The organism is Georgenia sp. SUBG003 (assembly GCF_000715355.2).
GTDB lineage: Bacteria > Actinomycetota > Actinomycetes > Actinomycetales > Actinomycetaceae > Georgenia.
On the sequence record NZ_CP180204.1, the window covers coordinates 3,130,415 to 3,156,066 of the forward strand.

The window sequence follows — 25,652 nt, forward strand, 5'->3', positions numbered from 1 at the left end:
TGGTGAGCTCAGCATGCCCGTTGCGAACCCCGTACCGCGAGGTTCTCGCGGTGACGTCCGGCGGGACGAACGGTGGCCGCTCGGCGGGCGGCGAGAAGCTCGCGGACCGCTCAGCGGGCCGCGCGCGCGGCGGCGCGGCGCCGGTGCTCTGCCACCTTGTGACGGTTGAGGCAGCCGGCGGAGCAGAACTTCTTGCGCCCGGCGGGCGAGGCGTCGACGAAGGCGTCGGCGCACCGGTGGCCCCCGCACACCCCGAGCCGTTCGGGGCCGTTCGTGTGCAGCCAGTCCAGGAGGACGACGCCGAGCGCGCCCCGCAGCCCGGCTGCCCCCCTCGGCCACCTCCCAGGTGACGTCGCCGTTCCGCGCCAGCACCGGCGTCGGCCTCGCCGCGGCCAGGAGGGTGTTGAGCACCGGTGCGACGTCGCGGCCCTCCGCGGCCGCCACGAAGATCTGGTAGGCCTCGTCGGCGAGTCCGTGCAGCTCGTCCGTCGACCGCTCGCCCACCTGCTCCGCGACCGGCCCGAGCACCTCGTCGAGCGGCCGGTACCCCTTCTCCTCGTCGCCCGCGGCAGCACGCGCGCGGACGGAGTAGTGGTTGACGAGATCCACGACGTCGGTGATCTCGATCCGGGGCACGACGACCATGCCTCACAGGGTAACCCCGGCGGGCGACTCATAGGGTTACAGGCTGCCCCTGACGGGCCGTTCCCCCGGTGGAGCGCCGAGCCTGCGCCCCGACTCCCGGAGGGTTGACTCCCGGACGGGGCGGCCTATCGTCGAACCGTCAGTGTGCCGACGACGACGTGGTGGCTGATATGGGCACAACTGCCGCTCCCCCGGAGCGCCTGGCGCGAGGCGTCGTGAACCTGGCGGACGTCGGCCCCACTATGGGTCCCACGGTCGGCGGCAAGGCGGCGAACCTTGGCACCCTGCTGGCGGCCGGGCTGCCGGTGCCGCCGGGGTTCTGCCTCACCACGGAGCTCTACGACCAGGCCGCGGAGACGGCGGGCCTGGCAGAGCTCGTGGACAGCCTGACCGCACGACCGGCGGCAGGCCAGGCCGTCGGCCGGGCCCGGCCCGGGGAGGGGGACGAAAGCTCGGCCTCCGCAGCTCTCGCCCGGACGGCGCGCGCCCGTCTCACCGCTGCTGCCGTCCCTACGGCGACGCTCGAGGCGGTCCGCGCCGCGTACGCCCAGCTGGGGGACGACGTGCCGGTCGCCGTGCGGTCCTCGGCCACCGCGGAGGACCTGCCCGAGGTCAGCTTCGCCGGCCAGCAGGACACGTACCTCGACGTCGTCGGCCCCGACGCTCTGTGGGACGCGGTGCGCCGCTGCTGGGCATCCTTGTGGACCGACCGGGCGGTGGCCTACCGCGCAGCCAACGGCGTCGACCACCGGACGGTCAGCATGGCGGTCGTCGTGCAGCAGATGGTGGACGCCGCAGTCTCCGGGGTGCTGTTCACCGCCAACCCGGTGACGGGCCGGCGCGGCGAGGCGGTGATCGACGCCGCGCCCGGCCTCGGCGCAGCGCTGGTCGGCGGGACCGTCAACCCGGACCGGTGGGCGGTGGAGTCCTCCACGGGCGCGATCCTCAGGCGCCCGGCGGGGCCGGAGCCGTGCCTCACCAACTCCCAGGTGCAGGCCGTCGCCGCGCTCGGCGTGCGGGCGGAGAGAAGTGGCGGCCGGCCGCAGGACGTGGAGTGGTCGCTCGACCGGCAAGGACGGATCTACCTGGTCCAGTCGCGACCGATCACCACCCTGTACCCCCTGCCGGACCCGGACGGAGGACGCGACGGCGCCCGCGTGTTCCTGTGCGCGAGCCTGCTGCAGGGCATCACCCGGCCGTTGACCCCCATGGGCCTGTCCGTGTTCGACGTCAGCGTCGCGCGGTACCAGCCACGCGGCGGCCGTCCCGCACCGTACCGCGCCGTCCACCCGGGCCTGCGTCTCTACCTCGACATCACCGGGGCGCTGGGCAGCAAGGCTGGCCGGACCGTGTTCACCGCCGCCATGCGGGTCGGGGACGCCCGTTCCGTCGCGCTCCTCCAGCATCTCGCCGACGACCCCCCGGTTCGCCCGCGTCGAGGGCTGGAGCCCCCCGTTCCGTGCTGGAGGTCTACCGGTCCCTGCCGCAGCTCCGGGCCGTTCCGGCGGCGGCCGCCGCCGTCCTCGCGGGGACCACGCGACCGGCCGCGGTCCCGCAGCCGGTCTGGGACGCCGTGCTGGCCGACCTGGCGACCCGTTCCGGCGGCCCGCCCGGGTCCGTCGCCGTCGTCAGCGCGGAGGCGGTGACGTGGAACGACGGCTCGCTCGGCTGTCCCGAGCCCGGGACGGTCTACACCCAGGCGCTGGTCGACGGCTACCACGTCGTCCTGGAGGCGGGCGGCGAGCGGTACGACTACCGGGTGGGCGGCGCCGCCGACGTCAGGTTGTGCACCTCGGCGGGGGCGGAGTAGGCCGGGGGCCCCGGCGGCACCGCCACGGCGCTGTCCGCGACACGCGCGGGCGCACCGACACGCCGCGCCCACCTACGGTTCCGTAGCCTCCGGTATCGCGAAGCGTCCGGAGATGCCACACTCGGGGCGGAGGCCGGTTCGGCCACCAGTGCGGCCCCGGGTCGCGTTCTTGTGCGACCACAGGCGGTACCGATGAGCCAGACACTGACCCACACCGGCACCGGCCAGCCGGAGCGACCTGCACGGTCCCCGCGCGGGGCGGCGCGCGAACGGCAGCTGAGCGACTTCACCGCGCTCACCGCCGTCGTGCAGCAGGCCGGGCTGATGAGGCGGCGCTACGGCTACTACTGGTCCAAGCTCGTCGGCCTGACGCTCGCGGGCATCGCGCTCGCCGCCGTCTTCGTGATCGTCGGCGACACCTGGTGGCAGATGGTGACCGCCGTCGTCCTCGCGCTGCTCATGACGCAGATCGCGTTCCTCGGCCACGACGCCGCGCACCGGCAGATCTTCGTCTCCGGGAAATGGAACGAGTGGGTCTCCCTCGTGGTCATCAACCTCTTCGCCGGCATGGGGCACGGCTGGTGGCAGCGCAAGCACAACAAGCACCACGCCGCACCCAACAAGCTGGGCGCCGACCCCGACATCGCGTCCGGCGTCCTGGCGTTCACCCCGCAGGCCGCCCAGGCACGCAGGACGCCGCTGACCCGCTGGCTGGCGAGCAAGCAGGGCTGGTTCTTCTACCCGCTGCTGCTGCTCGAAGGGCTCAACCTCCACGTGCAGGGCGTCAGGCGGCTGTTCTCGCGCGGAGAGGTCAAGCGGCGCGGCGTCGAGGCCACCTTCATCGCGGTGCGGCTGGTGAGCTACCTCGCGCTCGTCTTCCTCGTGCTGCCTCCCGGCAAGGCGCTGGCGTTCGTCGGCGTCCAGCTCGCCGTGTTCGGCCTGTACATGGGGCTGTCCTTCGCCCCCAACCACATCGGCATGCCGATCGTTCCGCCGGACGTCAAGATCGACTTCCTGCGTCGCCAGGTCCTCATGAGCCGCAACATCACCGGCGGCCGCTGGGTGGACACGTTCATGGGCGGGCTGAACTTCCAGGTCGAGCACCACCTGTTCCCGTCGATGGCGCGGCCGCACCTTCGCAAGGTCGCCCCGATCGTGCGGGAGCACTGCGAGAAGCTCGGGGTGCGCTACACGGAGACGTCCATCGGGCAGTCCTACGTCGCCGTCACCCGGTACATCAACCAGGTGGGTCGCGGCGGCCTCGATGTGTGGGCCTGCCCGCTGGCGGCGCAGTACCGCGTGTGAGCGCCCGGCGCGGCCCGCGGGTCCCCCGGCCGGGCTCCGCCCGGTGCCCGGCCCGCCGCGCGCGGTAGCGTCTCGGCCGTGACCGCAGAGGAACCGGACGCGCCCTGGCTCGTCGTGATCGACCCGCAGCGCATCTTCGCCGAGCCGCCGAGCCCCTGGGCCGCGCCGGCCTTCGACGCCATCGTCGGGCCGGTCCGCCGGCTCGCCGACGCCCACGCCGGCCGGGTGGTGGTCACCCGCTTCGTCGCTCCCGAGCGGCCCGAGGGCTCTTGGGTGCCCTACTACCGCGCCTGGCCCTTCGCGCAGGTTCCCGACGGTGACCCGCTGTACGAGATCATGCCGGCCCTGCGGGACGTGCCGGCCGCCGTCGTCGCCGAGCCGACGTTCGGCAAGTGGACGCCCGCCCTGCGGGCGGTCACCGGCGCGACGCCCCACCTGCGGCTCGCCGGGGCGGCCACGGACTGCTGCGTGCTGTCCACCGCCCTGGCCGCGGCCGACGGCGGGGCCCGGGTCGACGTCGTCGTCGACGCCTGCGCCGGCTCCAGCGAGGAGAACCACCGGCGGGCGCTGGACGCGATGGCCCTCTACGCCCCGCAGATCACGCTCGTCACCACCGAGGAGGTGCTCGCGTGAGCACGACGCGCATCCTGCTCGACGTCGACCCCGGGCACGACGACGCCCTCGCGATCCTCGCCGCCGCGGGCCTGCCCGGGGTCGAGATCGCCGCGATCACCACCGTGGGCGGCAACCAGACGCTGGAGAAGGTCACCCGCAACGCCCTGGCCGTCGCGACGGTCGCCGGGCTCGAGGGAGTCGTGGTGGCGGCCGGGTGCGACCGCCCGCTCGTCTCCGGCGCCGTCCTCACCGACTCCGAGACGCACGGGGAGAGCGGTCTCGACGGCCCGGACCTTCCCGCGCCGACGGTCGCGCTCGACCCGCGCCACGGCGTGGACGTCATCGTCGAGACGGTCATGACCGCCGACCCCGGCACCGTGACCCTCGTGCCCACCGGCCCGCTGACCAACGTCGCCGCCGCGGTGCGCCGCGAGCCCGAGATCGCCGAGCGGGTGGCCGAGGTGGTCCTCATGGGCGGCGGCTTCACCAAGGGCAACGTCACCCCGGCCGCCGAGTTCAACATCTACACCGACCCCGAGGCCGCGCACATCGTGTTCACGGCTCCCTGGCGGGTGACGATGGTCGGGCTCGACCTCACCCACCAGGCGCTCGCCACCCCCCGACGTCCATGACCGGTTCCGCGGCATGGGGACCCGGGCCGGGGACTTCGTCGTCGACATGCTGGACTTCTTCGGCCCCGCCTACCTCGCCAAGCAGGGCTTCGCCTCCCCGCCCGTGCACGACGTGTGCGCCCTGGTGCGCGCCGTCGTCCCCGAGATCGTCGCGGTGCGGCCCGGCCACGTGGACGTCGAGCTCCACGGGCAGCACACCCGGGGGATGACGGTCACCGACCTGCGGGGGCGCCAGGGGCGTGATCTCGACCACCTCGTGGCGACGGAGCTCGACGTCCCGCGGTTCTGGGACCTGGTCACCGGGGCCGTCGCCCGGCTGCCCTGACCTCCCGGAACGCCGCGCCCGACCGTGCTCCGCGGCCCCCCGCCTTCGCTCCGGACGCGCGACTCGCGGCGTGCGGGCCGCCCGCACGCCGGCGCGGACGGCTCCGGCGTCGAGGATCCGGCGCAGCTCGGTGGCAGCGTCCGTCGCCGGCGGGGCCGTCGTCCCGGCGCTCATCCGACGAGCTCCCGCGCCCGGACGTCCGCCGCGTCGGCGGCGCCGTCGTCCTCGTCGAGGGCCGCCATGGCGTGGACCTGCTGGACGGCCCAGGGGCTCAGCGCCCACGGGGCGACGACGACGAGGCGGCCGAGCTCCTCGGGGTCCACCCAGCGCAGGTCCATGACCACGTCCGGGTTCGGCGCCGGCTCGTCGTCGGTGAAGGCGACGAGGACGTGGCACAGCTCGTTCTCGACGACGCCGGAGGCGTCGACCGCTCGGTGGCGGAAGTCCGGCAGCACCGTGCGCACGTCGCGCACGGCGAGGCCGAGCTCGTGGGAGGCGTGACGGGCGAGGGCCTCGGGCACCGTCTCGCCGAGGCGGGGGTGCCCGCTGAGGGAGTTGGTCCACACCCCGGGCCACGTGCGCCTGCCGAGGGCGCGCCGGGTGAGGAGCACGCGACCGTCGCCCCGGAAGAGGTAGCACGACAACGCCAGGTGCAGCGGGGTACGGGCGCCGTGGACGCCGCCGAGCGGCGCGACGCCGACCGGCCGTCCGTCGTCGTCGAGGAGGACCACGTGATCGAGCGGGACGGGGCCGGTCATCGGCCTCACCTCTTCCGGTCGCGCCTGCCGCTATTTGCTAGCCCGGCTAGATAGTTTCCAAGGTAACATACTGCCCATGCCAGACAACCCCTCGCCGGACCCGACGTCGCCGCGGTCGTCCTACTGGTACGACGGCGATGTCGCGGTGGTGGAGATGCTCGCCGCACTGCGGGCGTTCCGCCGCGCCGACCAGGAGATGCGCCGACGCCTGAGCGCCGACATGGACATGAACGTGACCGACATGCAGGCCCTGCAATTCATCATCGCCGCGGAGGGCCAGGGCCGCACGGTGGCGCCGCGGGACCTCGCCGCGCACCTGCGGATCTCGACCGCGTCGACCACCAAGCTGCTGGACCGGCTGACCGCGTCCGGGCACCTGCGGCGGACCCCGCACCCCACCGACCGTCGCTCGATCATCGTGGTCCCCACCGAGCACGCGCACCGCGAGGTGCGCGACCGGCTCGCCCGGATGCACGAGCGCATGCGGGCGATCGCCCGTTCCGTGCCGGAGCCGGCCCGCCCCGCCGTCGTGCAGTTCCTGCGCGACATGACGGGGAGGCGGTCGCGTCACTGGCCGCCGGGAAGGCTGCCGTGTCCGTGTCCGCCGGGAAGGCTGCCGTGTCCGTGGCCGCCGGGAGGGCTGCCGTGTCCGTGGCCGCCGGGAGGGCTGCCGTGTCCGTGGCCGCCGGGTGTGCTGCCGTGTCGTCAGAGGTCGGCAGCACACTCGTCTCGTGCGCCCCGGACGGCCCGGGCAGCTGCTCCGTCTCGCGGCGGTCGCGGTCGTCCACGCCGTCGTTGCGGTCGTCGGTCATCGTTGCTCCTCGATGGTGATGTCCCCGGCGCCGACGGCGATCTCGACGACGAGCGCGTCGTCGCCCTCCTGCGCCTCGGGAGAGAGATAGGTGGCGTCGATCGCGGTGCCCTCGGACCACGTGACCGGGACGGACGAGCTGGCCGGGCTGCGGTCCATCGGTCCGGACCAGTCCCCGGAGGTGCGCCCCTGGATCCGGCCCGCGCCCAGCTCGACCTCGAGACGGACGGAGGTGTCCTTCGGGACGACGAGGTGCACGTCGCCCGCCCCGAGCCCGAGCGGCACGGTCACGGGCGCGTCGCCCAGGTCGACCCTGGTGAGGTCCACGTCCAGGTCGCCGGCCATCAGCTGGGACCCGTCGGAGGCTGCCTGCGCCGTCGTCGGGGTGAAGCTGCGGTCGCCGAACCCGGCGCCGGAGGCCATGCCCACGTGGAAGGGCGCGACCGTGGAGACGAGCGTCGCAGGGACCACGACCAGCGCCGTGAGCACCCCGAGGACCGACAGGGCGCCGCCGCGCCGCCCGCGCAGGGCGGAGAGCATCACGCCGAGTCCGAGCAGGAGCAGCACCGTGCCGCCGATCGTGACCGGCAGCAGCCAGCCCTGCGCCTGGTAGAGGTCCCAGAGCAGCAGTCCGGCGGTCGCGAGCAGGGAGAGGGCCAGCACCACGGCGACGACGGCGGAACCGGGTCCCGGGGTCCGCGGACGCGGTGGCACCGGGGGCCTGGGGCCCGCGTACGGGCCCGGCGCTGCGGGCGCCTGGTACGCCGTCGGCGTGGAGTACGGGGCGGCGGGGGCGTACGCGGGGTGCGCCGGGGGCCGGGACGGTCCGGCGGCGCCGGGAAGGGGAGCCGTAGGCGGACGCGTAGCCGTACCGCGTGCCGCCGCCGGCGGCGGTGCTCGCGTCCGTGCCGGTGCCGCCGCCGGTCGCGCACCCCGCCCGCGAGCACCTCTGCGGGCCACGACGCGGGCCGTCGCCCCTCCCCCACGGCCAGCGACGCGCCGACCAGCGCCCTGACCATCGAGTGGCAGAACGCGTCGGCGCGCACGGTCGCCACGACGAGCCCCGCGTCCGGCTCGCCCGGCGGGACGCGCCGCCACTCCATCTCGAGGAGGGTCCGGATGGTCGTGGCGCCCTCGCGGGGCTTGCAGTAGGCCGCGAAGTCGTGCTCCCCGAGCAGCAGGCGGGCGGCCACGTCCATCGCGGCGACGTCGAGCGGGCGGCCGTGCCAAACCACGTCGTGCCGGCGCAGCGGGTCCCGCTGCACCGTCGCGTCCGCGATTCGGTAGACGTAGCGCCGCCACACGGCCGAGAAGCGCGCGTCGAAGCCCGCGGGCGCCTCGGCGGCCCGCCGGACGACGACGTCGCTGCTGCCGCGGGGCACGCCGCCGCGCCCGAGGACGCCGGCGAGCCGGCTGACCAGCGCCTCGCCCGGGGTCCGGTCGCTGCGGCCCGGCAGCGCCGCCCAGTTCTCGCGGGGCAGGTCGAGGTGCGCGACCTGGCCGCGCGCGTGCACACCCGCGTCCGTGCGGCCCGCGACCGTCAGCCTCGCCGGCTCCGGCAGGCGCAGCACCGTGGTGAGCCCCTCCTCGAGCGTGCCCTGGACGGTTCGGAGCCCCGGCTGGCGGGCCCACCCGGCGAACTCGGTGCCGTCGTAGGCGAGGTCGAGGCGCACCCGCAGCTGCGCCGTCGGGGCCGCCTGGGGGGCCCCCGAAGACGGCACGGAGGGTGAAGTGCTCACCGCCCGAGGCTAACCCGTCGTTCCCCCTTCCCGGCCGGGGTGGATCAGCCCCCGACCCGTGACGGACCCCCATCCGGCGTGGCAGGCTGGTGGGGGTCGGTCGCCTCCAGGATCGGAAGAGGCCGGCTTCCTGTTTCGGACAACGACGTCGTCGAAGGAGCAGTTTCGTGACCAACAAGGCTGTCAGCTACGCAGGTCCGGGCAAGGTCGAGGTCATCGACACCCCCTACCCCGAGTTCGAGCTGAAGGACGGACCGGGGGTGAACCCGGCCAACATCGGGCGCCAGGTCAACCACGGCGTCATCCTCAAGACCGTCTCGACGAATATCTGCGGGTCCGACCAGCACATGGTGCGTGGCCGCACCACCGCCCCGGAGGGCCTGGTGCTGGGGCACGAGATCACCGGTGAGGTCGTCGAGGTCGGGCGCGACGTGGAGTTCATCAAGGAGGGCGACATCGTCTCGGTGCCCTTCAACATCGCGTGCGGACGCTGTCGCAACTGCAAGGAGCGCAAGACGGGTATCTGTCTCAACGTCAACCCGGACCGGCCCGGCTCGGCGTACGGGTACGTCGACATGGGCGGCTGGGTGGGCGGGCAGGCCGAGTACGTGCTCGTGCCGTACGCCGACTGGAACCTGCTGAAGTTCCCGGACAGGGACCAGGCGCTCGAGAAGATCCTCGACCTGACCATGCTCTCGGACATCTTCCCGACCGGGTACCACGGCGCCTACACCGCCGGCGTCACCACCGGCTCCACGGTCTACGTCGCGGGCGCCGGACCGGTGGGCCTCGCGGCGGCCACCGCGGCCCAGCTGCTGGGTGCCGCCGTGGTCATCGTCGGCGACCTCAACGAGGACCGCCTCGCTCAGGCGCGCAGCTTCGGCTGCGAGACCGTCGACGTCTCCAAGGGCGACCCGAAGGAGCAGATCGAGCAGATTCTCGGCGTGCCAGAGGTCGACTGCGGCGTCGACGCCGTCGGCTTCGAGGCACGCGGACACGGCAAGGAGGCGGCGACAGAGCACCCGGCCACGGTGCTCAACTCCCTCATGGACATCACCGCTGCCGGCGGGGCCCTCGGCATCCCGGGCCTGTACGTCACCGGCGACCCGGGCGGCGTGGACGAGGCGGCCAAGCACGGCGACCTGTCCATCCGGCTGGGCCTCGGCTGGTCGAAGTCGCTGGCCTTCACCACGGGCCAGTGCCCGGTGATGAAGTACCACCGCGGGCTGATGATGGCGATCCTCCACGACAAGGTCTCCATCGCCAAGAACGTCGGCGCGACGCCGATCTCGCTCGACGAGGCCCCGCGGGGCTACGAGGAGTTCGACAAGGGCGCGGCGAAGAAGTACGTGCTCGACCCGCACGGCATGATCGGCTCCAAGAACTGACAGACGGTCCGAGGAGCTGACCGCCAGGAGGGTCCCGCGGCGGCGGGGCCCTCCTTCATGTCCGCCGGGCAGCCGCCCGCACCAGGGGGCGCAGCCGCTCGCCGATGGGCTTCCCGCGCCAGCCCAGGTTCTCCCGCTCTCCGTGCTGCGCGCTGCGGCCACACCCCGCCACGTCCCCGCCGCCCCCCGGGCGCTCGGGTCCTCCCCCGCGCTCGGACCTGCGTCGCTACAACTTCGGTGCGGTATTCGCACCGAACTCGTGCCACTCCGGCGCCGCGAGAGATCGCGCGGGGGGAACGGCGTCCTGGCTGCGCGGAGGCGGCCGGCGTGGGCGGGAAGGGCCGGCGCGGGCCGGAAGGGCCGACGCGCGGCCGCCGGGTCCTCCGCCGGTGCCTCCTCCGGGGTCTCGACCACCGGCGCCGGAGCACGGCGACCGCGCCGGCGCGACCCGCCGTCGTCGGACCCGTGCGGGCGGGACTCGCCGGACCCGGACCGCTCGACGGGCTCCTCGTGCACGATGAACCCGCGCCCGTTGCAATGCTCGCAAGGAGTCGAGAAGGCCTCGACGAGGCCCTGCCCCACGCGCTTGCGGGTCATCTGCACCAGGCCCAGCGACGTCACCTCGGCCACCTGGTGGCGCGTGCGGTCGCGCCCCAGGCACTCGAGCAGGCGCCGCAGCACGAGGTCACGGTTGGACTCGAGCACCATGTCGATGAAGTCGATGACGATGATGCCGCCGATGTCGCGCAGCCTCAGCTGGCGGACGATCTCCTCGGCCGCCTCGAGGTTGTTGCGCGTGACAGTCTCCTCGAGCGTGCCGCCCGAGCCGGTGAACTTCCCGGTGTTGACGTCGATGACCGTCATCGCCTCGGTCCGGTCGATGACCAGCGAGCCGCCCGAGGGCAGCCAGACCTTTCGGTCCATGCCCTTGGCGAGCTGCTCGTCCACGCGGTACTCGGCGAAGACGTCCTTCTCGCTCGTCCAGTGCCGCATGCGGTGGGCGAGGTCCGGCGAGAGGTCCTTCACGTACGTCGAGATCGTCTGCCACGCGGTGTCGCCCTGGACCACGAGGGACTCGAAGTCCTCGTTGAACACGTCCCGGACCACCCGCACGGCGAGCTCCGGCTCGCCCTTGAGCAGCACCGGGGCGCTCTTGGCGTTCTTGGCCTTCGCCTCGATGTCGGCCCACTGCTTGGTGAGGCGCTCGACGTCGGCACGCAGCTGCTCCTCGGTGGCGCCCTCCGCGGCGGTGCGCACGATGACACCCGCCCCGGCCGGGACGATCTCCTTGAGCAGCTTCTTCAGGCGCGCGCGCTCGTTGTCGGGCAGCTTGCGCGAGATGCCGGTCATCGCGCCCGAGGGCACGAGCACCAGGTGGCGTCCGGCCAGGGTGATCTGCGACGTCAGCCGCGCCCCCTTGTGCCCGATCGGGTCCTTGGTGACCTGCACGAGCACGGAGTCGCCGGACTTCAGCGCCTGCTCGATGCGGCGCGGCTGGCCCTCCATGCCCGCGGCGTCCCAGTTGACCTCGCCGGCGTACAGCACGGCGTTGCGACCCTTGCCGAGGTCGACGAACGCGGCCTCCATGGACGGCAGCACGTTCTGGACGCGGCCGAGGTAGACGTTCCCGACCATCGACGTCTGCGTGTGCCGCGCGACGTAGTGCTCCACCAGGATGCCGTCCTCCAGCACCCCGATCTGGTTCAGGCCGTCCTTCTCGCGGACCACCATCTGGCGGTTGACCGCCTCGCGACGGGCGAGGAACTCGGCCTCGGACAGGGTCGGACGACGGCGCCCGGCCTCGCGCCCCTCGCGGCGGCGCTGGCGCTTGGCCTCCAGCCGGGTGGAGCCCTTCAGCGCGGTCACCTCGTCGCGCGCGGCGCGCCCGGACCCCTCGCCCTCGCTCCGGCCGGAGCGGCGGCGACGGCGACGACGGCGCGAGCTCGAGCCGCCCTCCTCGCTCTCGACGTCCTGGGCCTCGCTCTCCTCGTCCGTCGCCTCGGTGGTCTCGGGCTCGGCGCTCTCCGGGCCGGCGGCCTCGGACTCCTCGTCCTCCTGCTCGTCACCGTTGTCGGACTGGCTCTCACCGTTGTCGGACTGGCCGCGGTTGCGGCGTCCACGGCCGCCACGACGGCGACGACGGCGGCCACCGGTCTGCTCCTCCTCGCCGACGGCCTGGTCCTCGCCACCGGCCTGCTCCTCGGTGGCGGTCTGCTCGGCCGTGCTGTCCTCGGCGGTCCGGTCCTCGGGTGCCTCGTTCTCGGCGCTCTCCGGCCGGGCGCTCTCCTCCGCCTCGCTGACCGTCGGAGCGCCGGCGGGGGCCTGCGCCCGACGACGACGCGGGCGGGTCTTCGTCAGGTCCGGCGCCTGGAACAGCAGCGCGGCGGCGGGCAGCCTCGGCCCCTCGTCGGCAGTCTCGACGGCGGCACCGGGCGTGGCGGCGGTCTCCGCGTCCTCTGGGGCCACCTCCTCGACGCCCTCGGTCTGCTCGGCGCCCTCGGTCTCCTCGACGCCCTCGGTCTCCTCGTCCTCCTCCGGGGCCTCCTCCGCCGAGGCCCGCGGCGCGACACCGAGCTCGGCGAGCACGTCGAGCTTCTGCTCGGGAGCGCGGGCGGGCGCCGGGCGAGCCGCGGACCGCCTGAACGCGGCACCGCCTTCCCGTCCCGGGACCGCCTCGCCCGGCGGACCCGACCGCTCGGCCCGGCGCGTCCCCACCTGGTGGCGGACGGAAGATGCCCGATAGCCCGTGACGTCCGCCACCCGGGCGTTAGGCTCGGCGTAATTCATCTACGTCCCGGTCCGGTCCGAATGCCCCACGCTGCGGACATCCGGCCGGGCGCACTCTGGAGGAGAACTATGCGCCGCGCTCTCACCGGGCTCGCCTCTCTCGTCGCCCTGACCGCCGCCGCGATCCCCACGGCCCAGGCGGCGGGCAAGCAGATCGGGGTGAACGTCGTCCTCAGCACGGACCTGACCCCGGGCGTCGAGCGTGAGCTCAGGTCGTTCGGAACGATCAACGAGACGTACCCGGAGATCGACGCGCTGACGATGAAGATCGCCGCCGCCGACCTCGCCGACCTCCAGGCGCTGCCCTTCGTCGAGGCCGCGAACGAGGACGTGCAGTACGTCGGCAGGCCGGTGAGCCCGGCACCGTTCACGAGCACCGTCGACGGCATCGCCACCTGGAACACCGACCAGATCGACGTCTACGAGCAGGGCGAGACCGACACCCGGGAGGTCGACGAGACCGGCGAGGGCGTGTACGTCGCGGTCCTCGACACGGGCCTGCACTCCAGCTGGCCGCAGTACTTCGGCACCGAGGCGGTTGCGGCGGACCTCGGCGTGGCGTTCGGCGGCGGTGGCGGCGAGAGGGGCAGCATCTCCTCGCAGCCCAACAAGTGGTCCACCGACCAGGACGGTCACGGCACCCACGTCACCAGCTCCATCCTCGGCTACGACGTCGACGGCGTGCCCGTGGCCGGCGTCGCGCCGGAGGCCACCGTCATCCCGGTGAAGGTGCTCAACCAGAACGGTTCCGGCTGGTCCTCCGCGGTGGCCGCGGGCATCGACTACGTCACCGACCTGAAGGTGTCCGGCAAGCTCGGCGACTCCCCGGTCGTCATCAACATGTCGCTCGGCGGGCCGAGCCCCGACGCACTGACCGAGGCCGCCGTCGACCGCGCCGTCGCCAACGGGGTGCTCATCGTGGCGGCGGCGGGCAACGAGGGCGAGGCCGGCATGGGCTACCCCGGCGCGTTCGAGCAGGTCATCTCGGTCGCCGCCTCCGGCTGGACCGGCCGGTGGACCTCGCCGACGTGGTGGAGCACCGGCGACGTCGCCGACCCCACCTCCGCCGACGACGCCTACATCGCGCCCTTCTCCTCCCGCGAGCTCGAGGGGCAGGACCTGGACGTCGCCGCACCGGGTTCGTGGGTGCTCGGCCCGTACCAGACGAACTCGCAGCTGAGCCACTACTACCTCAGCGGCACCTCGATGGCGTCGCCGCACGTCGCCGGCGCCGTCGCCCTCATGGCCGAGGCGGCCCCCGGCCTCACCCAGGCCGAGGCCGAGGAGGTGCTGGAGACGACGGCGGTCCCGCTGGCGGCGGGTGCGCGCCAGGTCCTCGACCCCAGCGGTGCCACCACGACCATCACCTGGGGCGCCGACGCCACCGGTGCGGGACTCATGGACGTGCCCGCCGCCGTCGCGGCCGTGTCCGCCGACGCGTGAATCCCTGGGCGGGGGTGCCGCCGTTGATCCAGGCACGCTCGGCGGGGGTCATGTAGCCCAGGCCGAGGAGCTTGTCGAGGAACGCCCACAGGAAGGTCCAGCCGATGACGATGCGGCCGGCGGCGAGCGCCTTGCGGGCGGCGCCGGAGGTGACGATCTGGTCCTGGTAGACGGGGGTGGTGGTGGACGGGACGCTGGCGGTGGTGGCCATGATGCTCTCCGTTATGCGGGGGTTTGTGAACCTCTTTGTTGGTACAAGCATCGCGGCCCCATATGTCCAGATCGTGGGGCCAACGTCCTGGCACCGCACGGCCGGAACGTGACCTGGGTCACTTCCCGTGGATAGGTCGATCCACCGTCCGTCGCCCCGGAGCCGTCCCGTGCGCTGCGTGTGGTGGCGCGGCGACGACGGCGGCCGGTGGAGGTGTGCCGGGAGCAGCGCAGGCCTCCACCGGTCGGTGTCCGGCGCAGGGGTTCGCCGGGTCAGGGACGCAGGAGCGCCTTCACGGCTCGGCGCTCGTCCATGGCGCGGTAGCCCTCCGCGGCCTCCTCGAGCGACAGCTCCAGGTCGAACACCTTTCCGGGCTCGATCTTGCGGTCCCAGATGAGCTGGATCAGCTCGGGCAGGTACTGCCGCACGGGGGCCGGTCCGCCGTGCAGGTGCACGCCGGAGAAGAACAGCTCCTCGCCGGGGATCGAGACGTCGTGGGTGACGCCGACGAAGCCGACGTGCCCGCCGGGCCGGGCGGAGCGGATCGCCTGCATCATCGACTCCTGCGTTCCCACTGCCTCGACGACCGAGTGGGCGCCCAGACCGTCGGTCAGCTCCTTGACGCGCGCCACGCCGTCGTCGCCCCGCTCGGTGACGATGTCGGTCGCCCCGAACTCCAGCGCCAGCTTCTGCCGCGGCGCGTGCCGGCTCATCGCGATGATCCGCTCGGCGCCCAGCTGCCTGGCCGCGAGCACGGCAAGCAGGCCGACGGCGCCGTCGCCGACGACCGCGACGGTCTTCCCGGGCCCGGCCTCGGCCGTGACGGCACCGAACCAGCCGGTGCCCAGCACGTCGGAGGCCGCGAGCAGGGACGGGACGAGGTCGGCGTCGGGAACGCCCGGGGTGGCGACGAGCGTGCCGTCAGCCAGGGGCACGCGCACCAGCTCCGCCTGCGCACCGGTGGCCGCACCGGGCTGACGGTGGACGCAGTGGGTCTGGTACCCGGCGAGGCAGATCTCGCAGGTGTTGTCCGAGGCGAAGAAGGAGCCGACGACGAAGTCTCCGACCTGGACGTTCCGGACGTCGTCGCCGATCTCCTCGACGATGCCGACGTACTCATGGCCCATCGGTGCCGGGCCGTCGACGCTCTCGATCCCGCGGTAGGGCCACAGGTCCGACCCGCACACGCAGGCGGCCGCGACGCGGAGGATCGCGTCCGTCGGCTCGACGATCAGGGGGCGCTCACGGTTCTCGACGCGGACGTCGCCGGGGGCGTGGAGGACTGCTCCTCGCATGGTGGTGCTCCTTCGATGGCGTTGGGCGGGGCTCCGGGCCGTGGAGCTTGGGCGGCCCCTCGGCCGCCGGTCCCGCACTGACAGGATCCATCGAACAGGCTCTTCCCGCCGTGCGGCAGGTCGAGGTAGTGGGGGTACAACCACAACCTCCCATCTCTCGGCACCGGACGTACGGTGGAGGACGTGAACAACCGCTCCGACATCCGCGACTTTCTCGCCACGCGTCGCGCCCGGCTCACGCCCGGTCAGGTGGGGCTGCCGACCGGTGGGAGCCGCCGCCGCGTTCCGGGGCTGCGGCGCGAGGAGGTCGCCGTGCTGGCCGGGGTGAGCACGGAGTGGTACACCCGGTTGGAGAAGGGGCACATCAGCGGCGTCTCCGACGAGGTCCTGGAGGCCGTCGCCCGGGCGCTGCAGCTCGACGGGGCCGAACGAGTCTACCTGTTCGAGCTCGCCCGCGCCGCGCGGCCGGCGGCCCGCACCGCCCCGCGCCGGCGGCGGTCCGAGGTGCCGCCCCGGGTGCTCTGGATGCTCGACTCCATGACCGGCTCGGCCGCGTTCGTCTGCAACGGCCGCCTGGACATCCTCGCCGCGAACGCCCTGGCCCGGGCGCTCTACTCGCCGGTCTTCACGGGCGGTGGCGCTCCCGCGAACATCGCCCGGTACCAGTTCCTCGATCCCGGCGCGCACGACTACTACCCCGACTGGGACGGCGCCGCCGACGTGACGGTCGCCCTGCTGCGCACGGAGGCGGGCCGGGACCCGCACAACCAGGAGCTGCGTCACCTCGTCGGCGATCTCTCCACCCTCAGCGAGGAGTTCCGCGCCCGCTGGGCCACGCACAACGTCCGCATCCACACCGCGGGGACCAAGCAGTTCAACCATCCCGTGGTCGGCCCGCTCAAGCTCGCGTACCACTCGGTGGACCTGTCGGCCGACGACGCCGGGCCGCTGGCTCTGACGATCTACACCGCCGAGCCAGGCTCGGGGTCGGAGGACCGCCTCCGGCTGCTCGCCAGCTGGGCGGCGACCCACCAGCCCGAGCAGGCGAGAACCGAAGCGCCTCGCTGAGTACTCGGCCGTCTCGCAGGGTGTGAAAACGCTTTGCACCGGCCAGGACCAGCGTGAAAGGTCTTGACGCCGCCGTGGTGTCCCCCTACCGTTCCGGGCAAGACGTAGCCGGGTGATGTCGCCCGGGTACGAGGAACTGCCGGGGGGCACAGTTCACGACGTCCCTCGGCGGCACAGAGCAAGGGGACACCGTGAATCTGACCCGTTCCACGTCGGCCCGCGCCGGGCTGACCGTCCTGGCGGCGGGAGGGATGATCCTCGCCGTCACCACCCCCGCCCAGTCCGCCGTCGCCCCGCCGCGCGCGGCGTCGACGCCCGGCGTCGTCAGCCACCGCGCCCGGTGGCCGGCCCCGCTCGGGACGGCGTCGTCGCGCCGGCGCGGCGCAGGGCGCTCCCCGTGGGGGCTCCACTCGCTGACGCGAGACGTCCTGAACAACTTGTGACGCACCTGTGACGCGTTTCAAGATGCGGTGGGCGCCCGTTGCTGCCACGCTTCTTCATGTCAGCACGACGTCATCGCCGCACGCGCGGCGTGAGAAAGCGAGGCTCAGATGAGCATTCTCTGGATCATCATCACAGGAGCCGTCATCGGCGCCCTGGCGCGACTCTTCATGAAGGGTGACCAGAACCTGGGCATCCTCTGGACCATCATCCTCGGCGCCGCCGGTGCGGCGGTCGGATGGCTGATCACCAACGCGCTCGGCATGGCAGACACGGGCGGTGGTGACTGGATCCGTTGGGCCATCTCCATCGTGCTCGCGGTCCTGTTCATCTCCCTCTACCTCGGCGCCACGCGTGGTCGCGCCGGACCTTGGGTCGCTGACACGTTCGTCCCGAGGGGGCCGGCGCACCGTTGGGTGCGCCGGCCCTTTCGTCGTGCACGCGGTGGGGGGGGCCGTCCCGCGCGGGCGCCCGTGGCCGGCGCTGTTCGGCGCGCGTTCAGCGCGGAGGGGCACGTCGCTCGTCGTCCGCCTCCGCCTCCTCGGGCAGCAGCGGGAGCCGGAGCTCGAGAGCGGCCCCTCCCAGCTCCGTCTCGTCGGCGACGACGAGATCCCCCCCCGTGGGACCTGGCGATCGCCCGGCTGATGGCGAGGCCCAGGCCGCTGCCGCCCTGGTCCCGCCCGCGAGCCTCGTCGAGCCGCGTGAACCGGTCGAAGACGCGCTCGCGCTCCTCGGGCGGGATGCCTGCGCCGTCGTCCCGGACGGCGACGACGGCGCACGGACCGACCTGGCAAAGGGAGAGCGAGACGGTGGTCCGGGCGTGCCGGCGGGCGTTGTCGGTGAGGTTGCGCAGGACGCGGGCAAGCTGAGCCTGGTCGCCGAGCACGCGGAGCGCCGGCAGCGGCTCGACGTCGACGTCGAGGTCGGTGGTGCGGCGGAGCCACTGGGCCTCCCCCGTGGACCACGTCGTCGAGGTCGACCTCGCGCGTGGTACGCGGGGCGTGGCCGTCGAGCCGGGCCAGGAGCAGCAGGTCGTCGACCAGCCGGGCCATGCGTGTCTGCTCGGTCCGCAGGGCGGACGCCGTCTCCCGCCACAGCTCCGGCTCGTCCCTGGCCGAGGCGACCTCGAGCATCGCCTGCATGTTGGCGAGCGGCGTGCGGAGCTCGTGGGACGCGTCCGAGACGAAGTGCTCACGTCGCTCGGTCGCGGCCTGGATGCGGGCCAGCATCAGGTTCATCGTCTCGGCGAGCAGGTGGAGCTCGTCGTGCGCGGGCGGTGTCGGAACCCGCTGCGACAGGTCGCCCGCGCCGATGGTCGCCGCCTTCCGGCGGATCCGCTCGACGGGGGCGAGCGCCCGGCCCACGCTCAGCCACGTGACCAGACCGGTCAGAGCCAGCACGAGCGGGAAGATCGCCACGATGAGCCGGGTGGTGTCGCCGACCGCACGGTTCGCCGTACGCAGCGACTGGGCCACCACCACGGTGCGCGGGGCCTCCTCGGTCCCGGCCGGCATCGCCAGCACCCGGTAGGGGCGTCCCTGCGGAGTGTCCGGCAGGGTGCGGGTACGCACCTCCGCCTCGTCGGCGGGGCCGGCCATCGGGGCGGTCTCCTCCAGCCCCCCGCTGGCCGCGACGACGCGCCCCTCGGCGTCGAGCACCTGGACGAAGGTGCCGCCGTACGGCGTGGCCGGCACGACCGGCCGTGCCACGATGTCCTGCTGCAGCACGATGATGTCCAGCGCCCGGTCCTGCGCGGCGGCGTCCACGCCCGCGACGAGCTCCCGGCGCATGAGCAGGACCAGCGCGACGCCCGCGCCGGCGAGGATGGCGGCGACGACGGCCGTGGCGGCGAGCGTGGTGGTCGCCCGCACGCCCAGTCGTCCGCTCCTCACGTCCGTCTCCCGCTGAGGCGGTACCCCAGCCCGCGGACCGTGCTGATGGTGATGCCCGGGGTGGGCCCGAGCTTGCGGCGCAGACGGCCGACGTACACCTCGACCACGTTGGGACCGCCGTCGAAGGCCTGGTCCCACACGTGGTCGAGGATCTCCTGCTTTCCCACCACGTGCTCGGCGCGGTGGACGAGGTACGTCAGCAGCGCCAGCTCCCGCGCCGTCAGGTGCAGCTCGCGCTCGCCGCACCAGGCCCGCTGCAGCGCCGGGTCGAGCCGGAGCGGCCCGACGGCGAGCGGCGGACCGTCGTTCGTGGCGGCACGTCGGGTGAGAGCGCGGAGCCGGGCCGAGAGCACGACGGTCGAGAAGGGCTTCGACATGAAGTCGTCGCCGCCGATGTCGAGCGCGTCGGCCTCGTCGAACTCCCCGTTCTTGGCCGTCAGGAAGAGCACCGGCGTGCGGTCGCCCCGCACCCGCATGCGCCGGCACACGTCGTAGCCGGACAGGCCGGGCAGCATGACGTCGAGGACCACCACGTCGAAGTCCTGCTCGCGGGTCTGCCACTCGCCGTCGATGCCGTCGTCCGCCACCACCACGCTGAAGCCCTCCGCCTCGAGGGTCCGCCGCAGCGCGGTGGCCAAGGGACTCTCGTCCTCGACGAGCAGGACGCGCACGTCGTCTCCCCACGCCTTTATGGTTCCCGTGCGCCTCCAGGCTACGCAGAGAACGGGGGGCGGCCGGGAGTCCCGGCCGCCCCCGTGCTGGGTGCGGGGTGACCCCCACGTCCGGGACGGCCGAACGTGGGGGGGACGCGCTTCCACCTACCGGAGGACCCGTCCGGGCCCTCGCGGACGACGCGTCATGCGCTACCGCGTCGCGCTAGTCGTGCCACTTGTCCTTGTCGTGGTCGCGGTCGTGCTTCTTGTCGTGGTCGCGGTCGTCACTTCTTGTCGTGGTCGTCGGTCGTGGTCGCGGTCGTACTTCTTGTCGTCGGCGTCACGAGCTCGGCGAGCTGGCGCGCGGCCCACGAGCCGAGGCCCTCGGCGTCGTCCAGCTTGACCTGGGCCGTCACCGGGGCGCCGTTGGTGAAGGTGCCGGCGCCGACGAGCTCCGGGCCGCGGGCGCGGACGACGGCGACCGACGCGCCGTCCTCGGACTCCTCGAACTGCACCTCGTAGACCTCGGTAGCCACCTCCGTGCTGTCGGGCAGCCGGGCGGTCATCGGGGAGCCGGCCGGGAGGCGGGCGAAGTCGGCCGCGGTCATGGGCACCTCGGCCCGGACCCGGGTGGTGCCCTGCACCTCGACGGTCGCGATCTCGGTGTTGGCGGTGACGAAGGAGCCCACGGCGTGCTCGGCGCTGCCGACCACGCCGTCCGCGGTGGCGGTGAGGACGATGACGTCGTCGCCGTCCACGCGGTAGCCGAGCCCCTCCTCGGGGAACCCGGTCTCGAGGGACTGCCCGAGGTTCGGGCTCTGGACGCGGGCGATCTCCTGGCCGGCCGTGACGTGGTCGCCGGCGTGGACCTCGAGGGTCTGGACGTGGCCGGCGAAGGGGGTGCCGACCGTGGAGACGTCGGTCTCGACGGTCGCCGTGAGCGCGTCGATGGTGTGGGCACGGCCGTAGGTGTAGACGAGGCCGACCGCACCGAGGCCGAGGATCACGACGGCGCCGAGCAGCAGGGAGACGAAGCGGCGGAAGTTCACGGGGAGTCCTATCGGGCGAGGAGGGAGGTGGCGGCGACCGGGGACGCGGCTGCGACGTGGGCGGGCGGCACGGGACGCCGGGCACGGCGCAGGCCGCGGGCCTCGCGCACCGCGATGCCGAGGAAGAGGGCCAGGGCGACGGCGTTGACCGTGTTCCACACGAGGGCGAGCGTGATCGTCGAGCTCCACTCGGCCTTCCAGAAGCCGACGACGGACGTGACGACGAGCGCGAGGAACATGAGCATCTGCGGGACGATGTAGTTGAACGGCGACGCCGCCCGCCCGGCCCTGCCGGTGACGTGCCACGCGCGGTCCCGGCCCACGAGCGCGCCAGCCATCGCCCGGATGTACATCGGGAAGGACACCGTGGACAGCAGGAGCGTCTCCCACCGGAACGAGCCGATGGTGTACGTCGCCACGACGATCTGCATGAGGTAGAAGCCCGAGTAGTACAGCGCCCACTCCCACAGGGGCAGGTCGGCGGCGATCGGCGTGAGGTCGAGGAAGATCTGCAGCGGCGGGAGGAGCAGGAGAGCGAACGTGACCACGCCGCCGAGGTAGAACGTGGCGGTCCCGAAGTACTGGAGCCGCTGGTCCACCGACAGCCGCCGGTTGGTCAGCGGGTTCGCCCTGAAGAGGATCTCGAACGCGCCGGTGGCCCACCGGGTCTGCTGCTTGGTGTAGGCCTCGATGTTCTCGGGGGTGTCGCCGACGGCGAGCACGGTGGGGATGTAGACCGAGCGCCAGCCGAGCTCGTGGAGCTTCATCGACGTCCACACGTCCTCGGACTTCGACCCTGTGTACATGCCGCCGATCTCCGCGATCGCCTCCCGCGAGAAGACGACGTTCGTGCCGACGCAGAAGGCCGAGTTGAAGCGGTTCTTGCCGGGCTGGATGAGGGAGTAGAAGACGGTCTGCAGGTAACCGGCGCCGCGGGTGATGAAGTTGTGGATGTTGCCGTAGACCTGCGGCGTCTGGACGAACGCCACCTTCTCCTGGGCGAAGAACGGGACGGTCTCGACGAGCAGGTCGGGGGAGGGGACGAAGTCGGCGTCGAGGATGACGAAGTAGTCGCCCGTGGTCCTGCCGAGCGCGTGGTTGATGTTGCCGGCCTTCGCGCCCTTGTTGTCAGCTCGCGTGAGATAGCGGACGCCGAGCTCGGCGGCGAGCGCCTCGACCTCGGGCGAGCGGCCGTCGTCGAGGATCCACGTCTCGTGCCTGCCGCGCATGGCACGTGCCGCGGCGGCGGTGGCGCGGATGGTCTCGACCGGTTCGCCGTACGTGGTGATGAAGACGTCGACGGTGACCGGGACGCCGTCGAGCTGCATCTGGTCCGTGGCGAGCGGGGCGTTGAGGTCCCAGTCGACCGGGACGAACAGGTTCCGGCTCGCCTCGTTGTAGGTGAAGTCGCGCGGGCTGTGCGTGGAGGACAGCTGGGTCCACAGGGAGATGAGGACCTGGCCCATCATGATCGACTCGCACACGACGACGAGGAGCCAGGGCAGCAGGTCGCCGGAGTTCCCGGGGCGCAGCAGGAACGAGGCGTAGAGCAGCACGCCGATCGTGGCGAGCAGGACGAGCATCGTCAGCGACGGTGACTCCAGGTTCCGCTGCCCCTGGCCGACGCCGCGCAGGCGTGCCTCCCACTCGCCGCGCTCGGGCGAGCCGACCTCGAGGCTGGCGAGCTGCTCGGCGCGGTCGCGCTCGCGCAGCACGCGACGGGGCAGGATGACGGTGGCGCCGGCCTGCCGGGGCCCTGGGGCGTCGGGCTCGACCGGTCGCCAGGCCGGACCGCCGCCGTGGCGTGCGGTGCGGGGGTTCTTCGTCCTCTGGGGCATGCGTTCCTCACGGGCTCGCCCGCGGCCGTCCGCGGGCATCGGCGACCGACGCTAGGTAACGGAACGGTCACGTCCAACCCGAGACGGTGAGGCGCTGGCTACACCTGTCGTCGTCCGAAATCCGCACCCCACCGGGCGCGGCGCGGGCCGTCGAGGACGTGCGCGCAGGCCACGCCGTATATCGGCCCCTACCTGTCCGGCCCGGCGGGCACAGGCTGTCGCGTGCCCGCGGGTGAGAAGCGTCACCGGCGCTGCGGCCGGTCGAGCGCTCAGCCGGCGCGGCCGGTGCCGCGCGACCGCGGCGTCGGCGCGAAGAGGGACGGCCGGCCCGCCGGCCCGACCGCGGCCGGCCCTCCGCGGGCAGACAGGACGGTCGTACGTGAACCGGCCGACGCAGGAAGGGGTGAGCAACGATGAACGTGGCGGTGCGCCTCGGCAGCATCCAGCTCGAGGACGGCCGCGTCGGCGGCCGCGACGCCGGCGCGACGCTGGTGCGGCGGCTGCTGCGGATCTTCCCCGACGCGCAGGTGGTCGCACCGGAGGGGCCGCTGGCCGGCGCCGGGCGGCGCCCGGACGGTGTCGACGTCGTCCCGCTCTACGCGGTGGACGGCTCGCGCACCGTCGTCGTCAACATGGACGTCATCGACTCCGTGGCGGTGTGGCAGACGCTCTCCCGCCGGTGCGAACGGCCGCAGGTGATGAACCTCGTCTGGTGGAACCCCTCCCGGTACACCCGCACCGTCGACGTCGCCGCCCTCGCGCTGTCCTGCGCGCTCTTTCCGACGTTCTGCAACTCCGAGCGCACGGCGACCGAGGTGCGCGAGACGGTCGTCGCGTGGGCGGTGCCCCGCCTCGCGGAGCGCGCCCGGATCGCCTGGGTGAACCTGGGCGTGCGGCTCGACCACGTCCGCCCGCGCCAGGAGCCGCCAGTCCCGGTGGTGCTCTACCCAGCGATCTACGTCTCCGACCGCAAGCGCCCGGACCTGTTCCTCAAGGTGGTGGAGCGGGTCGCCGCCCGCACCCCGATCCGGGTCGAGGGGCGGCTGCACGAGTCCCACCTGGTGACCGAGCGGGCCATGGCGCTCTCTCGCAAGGAGTGGGCGTGGGTGGGGCCGCTGACGGCCAGCCGGGAGTCCTACTGGGAGGCGCTCGCCCGGACGACGGCGTTCCTGGCGACCGCCGAGGAGGAGTCCTACGGCCTGGAGTACGTGGAGGCGCTCGTGGCGGGCGCCGTCGGCATCTTCCCCGACCGGCCGTGGGTGGCCGGGATCGTGCCCGCGGGCTACCCCTTCGTCTACCGCACGGCCGAGGAGGCCGAGTCCATGCTCCTGCGGGCGGTGACCGACCCCGCGGCCTGCCGCGCGGAGATGGACCTGGCCGCCGGCGGCGACTTCGCGGCGTGGCTGCGCGCACGGCACGACGACGACGCGTTCGACCAGGCCGTCACCGACCGGCTGCGGCAGTGGTTCGGCGTGGGGGCGAACCCCGTTCCGGCGGCCTGAGGAGACCGCCGGGCCGGTTGCGCGTGCGCCGGAGGGCATGAGGCGCGACGATCGGGGCAGCGCGCGAGGGCGCGCACGATCGGAGGTCGTCATGAGCACGTCCGACTACACGGACCCGCCGCGCCGCGACGGAGCGGCGGCGGACGCCTACGCCGAGGGTGCACCGAAGAGCCCGGGCGACCCGGTGGTCCCGGGCACGCCGGGTGCCGCCGGAGCGTCCTGGCCAGCATCGGGACCGCCGGCCTCACCGGCGCGCTCGACGACCAGGCACCCACCACCGCCGCGACCACGAGCCAGTCGCAGGACGCGTCCTCGACGAACGCCGCGCCGGTGGTCACCTCGACGACCACCGACCCCGACTGGGCGAGCGTGGCCGCCGCGGTCCGCCCCTCGGTCGTCGCGATCGACGTCAGGACGCAGTCCGGGAGCGGCGCCGGCTCCGGCGTCATCCTCGACAAGGAGGGCCACATCCTCACGAACGACCACGTGGTCGGCGACGCCGTCGACGGCGGCCTGGTCGTGACGCTCTCCGACGGCCGCCTGTACGAGGCGACCATCGCGGGCACCGACCCCGCCACCGATCTCGCCGTGATCACGCTGACCGACCCGCCGGACGACCTGCAGCCCGCGACGCTCGGCAACTCCCAGGACGTCGTCGTCGGCGACCCGGTGGTCGCGGTCGGCAACCCGCTCGGCCTGAGCTCCACGGTGACCACGGGTATCGTCTCCGCGCTCGACCGACCGGTCACCACCACGGAGGCGCCGCAGTCGCCCGGGCAGCAGGGCACGAGCGTCACCACGAACGCCATCCAGGTCGACGCCGCCATCAACCCCGGCAACTCCGGCGGCCCACTGTTCGACGCGACCGGCCGGGTCATCGGCATCACGAGCTCCATCGCCAGCATGCCGAACGCCTCGGGCAGCAGCTCGGGCAGCATCGGGCTCGGCTTCGCGATCCCGAGCAACCTCGCCAAGCAGGTCGGCGAGCAGCTCATCGACAACGGTGTGGCCGAGCACGCCTACCTCGGCGTGTACATGAGTGACGGCACCGCCGAGGCCGACGGCGCAACCCGCGCCGGGGCCGTGGTCGAGCGGCTCGATCCCGGCACGCCGGCGGCCGAGGCCGGCGTGGAGGCGGGCGACGTCATCGTGGCCATCGACGGAGACCCGGTCAGCGGCGCGGAGTCGCTCACCGGCTATGTCCGCCAGTACGCCAGCGGCGACAAGGTCACCCTGACTGTCGTGCGCGACGGCAAGGAGATCAAGGTCCAGACCACGCTCGCCACGCGGCAGGACCAGCTCTGATCCTGCCCCCCCGTACCGCACCGGCCCGTGTCCTTCCCCCAGGCACGGGCCGTGTGCTGCGAGGGGGCGGCGCTGCTCCGACGCGGCGTGCTGACGGGGGCGCGGGCTGGTCGCGGGCGCGTGCTGGGCGCGGGGCACCG

General features: G+C 73.3%; 21 protein-coding genes and 4 pseudogenes. 13 read left to right on the forward strand and 12 right to left on the reverse strand.

All coding sequences use genetic code 11. The annotated features are described in order from the left end of the window. Positions 1-110: 110 nt before the first annotated feature. On the reverse strand, positions 111-677 hold the full coding sequence (locus tag DA06_RS16200; protein WP_418605473.1) for a CGNR zinc finger domain-containing protein: 567 nt from the start codon (positions 675-677) through the stop codon (positions 111-113). A 210-nt stretch (positions 678-887) separates the two neighbouring features. Between DA06_RS16200 and DA06_RS16205 the strand changes: the two genes are divergently transcribed. From DA06_RS16205 to DA06_RS16230, 6 genes are all read left to right on the forward strand, one after another. After that, the gene (locus tag DA06_RS16205; RefSeq protein WP_418605474.1) at positions 888-2,291 is read left to right on the forward strand and encodes a PEP/pyruvate-binding domain-containing protein; all 1,404 of its coding nucleotides are present in this window, start codon (positions 888-890) and stop codon (positions 2,289-2,291) included. Continuing rightward, entirely contained in the window at positions 2,288-2,455 is a 168-nt protein-coding gene (locus tag DA06_RS16210) for a hypothetical protein (protein ID WP_418605475.1), read from the forward strand. Before DA06_RS16205 ends, DA06_RS16210 begins: the two co-directional genes overlap by 4 nt. A gap of 192 nt (positions 2,456-2,647) precedes the next feature. Further along, positions 2,648-3,760, forward strand: a complete 1,113-nt coding sequence (locus DA06_RS16215; protein ID WP_043501954.1) for a fatty acid desaturase family protein — start codon at positions 2,648-2,650, stop codon at positions 3,758-3,760. 78 nt (positions 3,761-3,838) lie between these two features. Then, positions 3,839-4,393 (forward strand): cysteine hydrolase family protein, encoded by a 555-nt coding sequence (locus DA06_RS16220; RefSeq protein ID WP_043501956.1) that lies wholly within the window; start codon positions 3,839-3,841, stop codon positions 4,391-4,393. Beyond that, entirely contained in the window at positions 4,390-5,007 is a 618-nt protein-coding gene (locus DA06_RS16225) for a nucleoside hydrolase (RefSeq protein WP_418605476.1), read from the forward strand. Before DA06_RS16220 ends, DA06_RS16225 begins: the two co-directional genes overlap by 4 nt. 13 nt (positions 5,008-5,020) lie before the next feature. Beyond that, positions 5,021-5,332, forward strand: a complete 312-nt coding sequence (locus tag DA06_RS16230) for a nucleoside hydrolase (protein ID WP_418605477.1) — start codon at positions 5,021-5,023, stop codon at positions 5,330-5,332. Positions 5,333-5,502: 170 nt separating this feature from the next. Here the strand turns inward: DA06_RS16230 and idi are convergent, their stop codons facing one another. After that, positions 5,503-6,090, reverse strand: a complete 588-nt coding sequence (gene idi / locus DA06_RS16235; RefSeq protein ID WP_052436853.1) for an isopentenyl-diphosphate Delta-isomerase — start codon at positions 6,088-6,090, stop codon at positions 5,503-5,505. Between the two features lie 241 nt (positions 6,091-6,331). Between idi and DA06_RS16240 the strand changes: the two are divergent. Then, positions 6,332-6,451 (forward strand): annotated as a pseudogene (locus DA06_RS16240) (MarR family transcriptional regulator); the annotation flags it as partial. A 447-nt stretch (positions 6,452-6,898) separates the two neighbouring features. On the opposite strand, the gene DA06_RS16245 reads toward DA06_RS16240, so the two are convergent. Together DA06_RS16245 and DA06_RS16250 are read right to left on the reverse strand one after the other, a co-directional pair. Beyond that, positions 6,899-7,564 (reverse strand): hypothetical protein, encoded by a 666-nt coding sequence (locus tag DA06_RS16245; RefSeq protein WP_418605479.1) that lies wholly within the window; start codon positions 7,562-7,564, stop codon positions 6,899-6,901. Positions 7,565-7,824: 260 nt separating this feature from the next. Further along, positions 7,825-8,640 (reverse strand): annotated as a pseudogene (locus tag DA06_RS16250) (tRNA pseudouridine synthase A); the annotation flags it as partial. 167 nt (positions 8,641-8,807) lie between these two features. Here DA06_RS16250 and fdhA point away from each other — a divergent pair. Beyond that, positions 8,808-10,028, forward strand: a complete 1,221-nt coding sequence (fdhA, locus tag DA06_RS16255) for a formaldehyde dehydrogenase, glutathione-independent (RefSeq protein WP_043501971.1) — start codon at positions 8,808-8,810, stop codon at positions 10,026-10,028. 324 nt (positions 10,029-10,352) lie between these two features. Here the strand turns inward: fdhA and DA06_RS16260 are convergent. Next, positions 10,353-12,743, reverse strand: a pseudogene (locus DA06_RS16260) (Rne/Rng family ribonuclease); the annotation flags it as partial. 141 nt (positions 12,744-12,884) lie between these two features. Between DA06_RS16260 and DA06_RS16265 the strand changes: the two are divergent. Then, a complete protein-coding gene (locus DA06_RS16265; protein ID WP_052436855.1) occupies positions 12,885-14,258 on the forward strand; it encodes a S8 family serine peptidase in 1,374 nt (457 codons plus the stop codon). Here the strand turns inward: DA06_RS16265 and DA06_RS16270 are convergent. Continuing rightward, the gene (locus DA06_RS16270) at positions 14,212-14,469 is read right to left on the reverse strand and encodes a hypothetical protein (RefSeq protein ID WP_418605480.1); all 258 of its coding nucleotides are present in this window, start codon (positions 14,467-14,469) and stop codon (positions 14,212-14,214) included. The genes DA06_RS16265 and DA06_RS16270 overlap by 47 nt on opposite strands. 272 nt (positions 14,470-14,741) lie before the next feature. Further along, positions 14,742-15,764 carry a zinc-dependent alcohol dehydrogenase family protein gene (locus DA06_RS16275; RefSeq protein ID WP_043501985.1) on the reverse strand — a complete coding sequence of 341 codons (1,023 nt, stop codon included), beginning with the start codon at positions 15,762-15,764 and terminating at the stop codon, positions 14,742-14,744. Between the two features lie 183 nt (positions 15,765-15,947). Between DA06_RS16275 and DA06_RS16280 the strand changes: the two genes are divergently transcribed. Together DA06_RS16280 and DA06_RS16285 are read left to right on the forward strand one after the other, a co-directional pair. Beyond that, entirely contained in the window at positions 15,948-16,832 is an 885-nt protein-coding gene (locus DA06_RS16280; RefSeq protein ID WP_418605481.1) for a helix-turn-helix transcriptional regulator, read from the forward strand. 191 nt (positions 16,833-17,023) lie between these two features. Then, entirely contained in the window at positions 17,024-17,275 is a 252-nt protein-coding gene (locus DA06_RS16285) for a hypothetical protein (RefSeq protein ID WP_418605482.1), read from the forward strand. Positions 17,276-17,610: 335 nt separating this feature from the next. Here DA06_RS16285 and DA06_RS16290 read toward each other — a convergent pair whose 3' ends face one another. From DA06_RS16290 to DA06_RS16310, 5 genes and pseudogenes are all read right to left on the reverse strand, one after another. Further along, positions 17,611-18,159: a sensor histidine kinase gene (locus DA06_RS16290; protein WP_418608057.1), complete on the reverse strand. Its 549-nt coding sequence runs from the start codon at positions 18,157-18,159 to the stop codon at positions 17,611-17,613. Positions 18,160-18,292: 133 nt separating this feature from the next. After that, positions 18,293-19,063 (reverse strand): annotated as a pseudogene (locus DA06_RS16295) (histidine kinase dimerization/phospho-acceptor domain-containing protein); the annotation flags it as partial. A gap of 98 nt (positions 19,064-19,161) precedes the next feature. Then, the gene (locus tag DA06_RS16300; RefSeq protein WP_043501999.1) at positions 19,162-19,836 is read right to left on the reverse strand and encodes a response regulator transcription factor; all 675 of its coding nucleotides are present in this window, start codon (positions 19,834-19,836) and stop codon (positions 19,162-19,164) included. A gap of 266 nt (positions 19,837-20,102) precedes the next feature. Next, positions 20,103-20,867: an HlyD family efflux transporter periplasmic adaptor subunit gene (locus tag DA06_RS16305; protein WP_418605483.1), complete on the reverse strand. Its 765-nt coding sequence runs from the start codon at positions 20,865-20,867 to the stop codon at positions 20,103-20,105. 8 nt (positions 20,868-20,875) lie between these two features. After that, a complete protein-coding gene (locus DA06_RS16310; protein WP_418605484.1) occupies positions 20,876-22,705 on the reverse strand; it encodes a glycosyltransferase family 2 protein in 1,830 nt (609 codons plus the stop codon). Between the two features lie 413 nt (positions 22,706-23,118). On the opposite strand from DA06_RS16310, the gene DA06_RS16315 reads away from it, so the two are divergent. Together DA06_RS16315 and DA06_RS16320 are read left to right on the forward strand one after the other, a co-directional pair. Continuing rightward, positions 23,119-24,207 carry a glycosyltransferase gene (locus tag DA06_RS16315; protein ID WP_043502008.1) on the forward strand — a complete coding sequence of 363 codons (1,089 nt, stop codon included), beginning with the start codon at positions 23,119-23,121 and terminating at the stop codon, positions 24,205-24,207. A gap of 330 nt (positions 24,208-24,537) precedes the next feature. Further along, entirely contained in the window at positions 24,538-25,512 is a 975-nt protein-coding gene (locus tag DA06_RS16320; protein ID WP_418605486.1) for a S1C family serine protease, read from the forward strand. Positions 25,513-25,652: the final 140 nt, after the last annotated feature.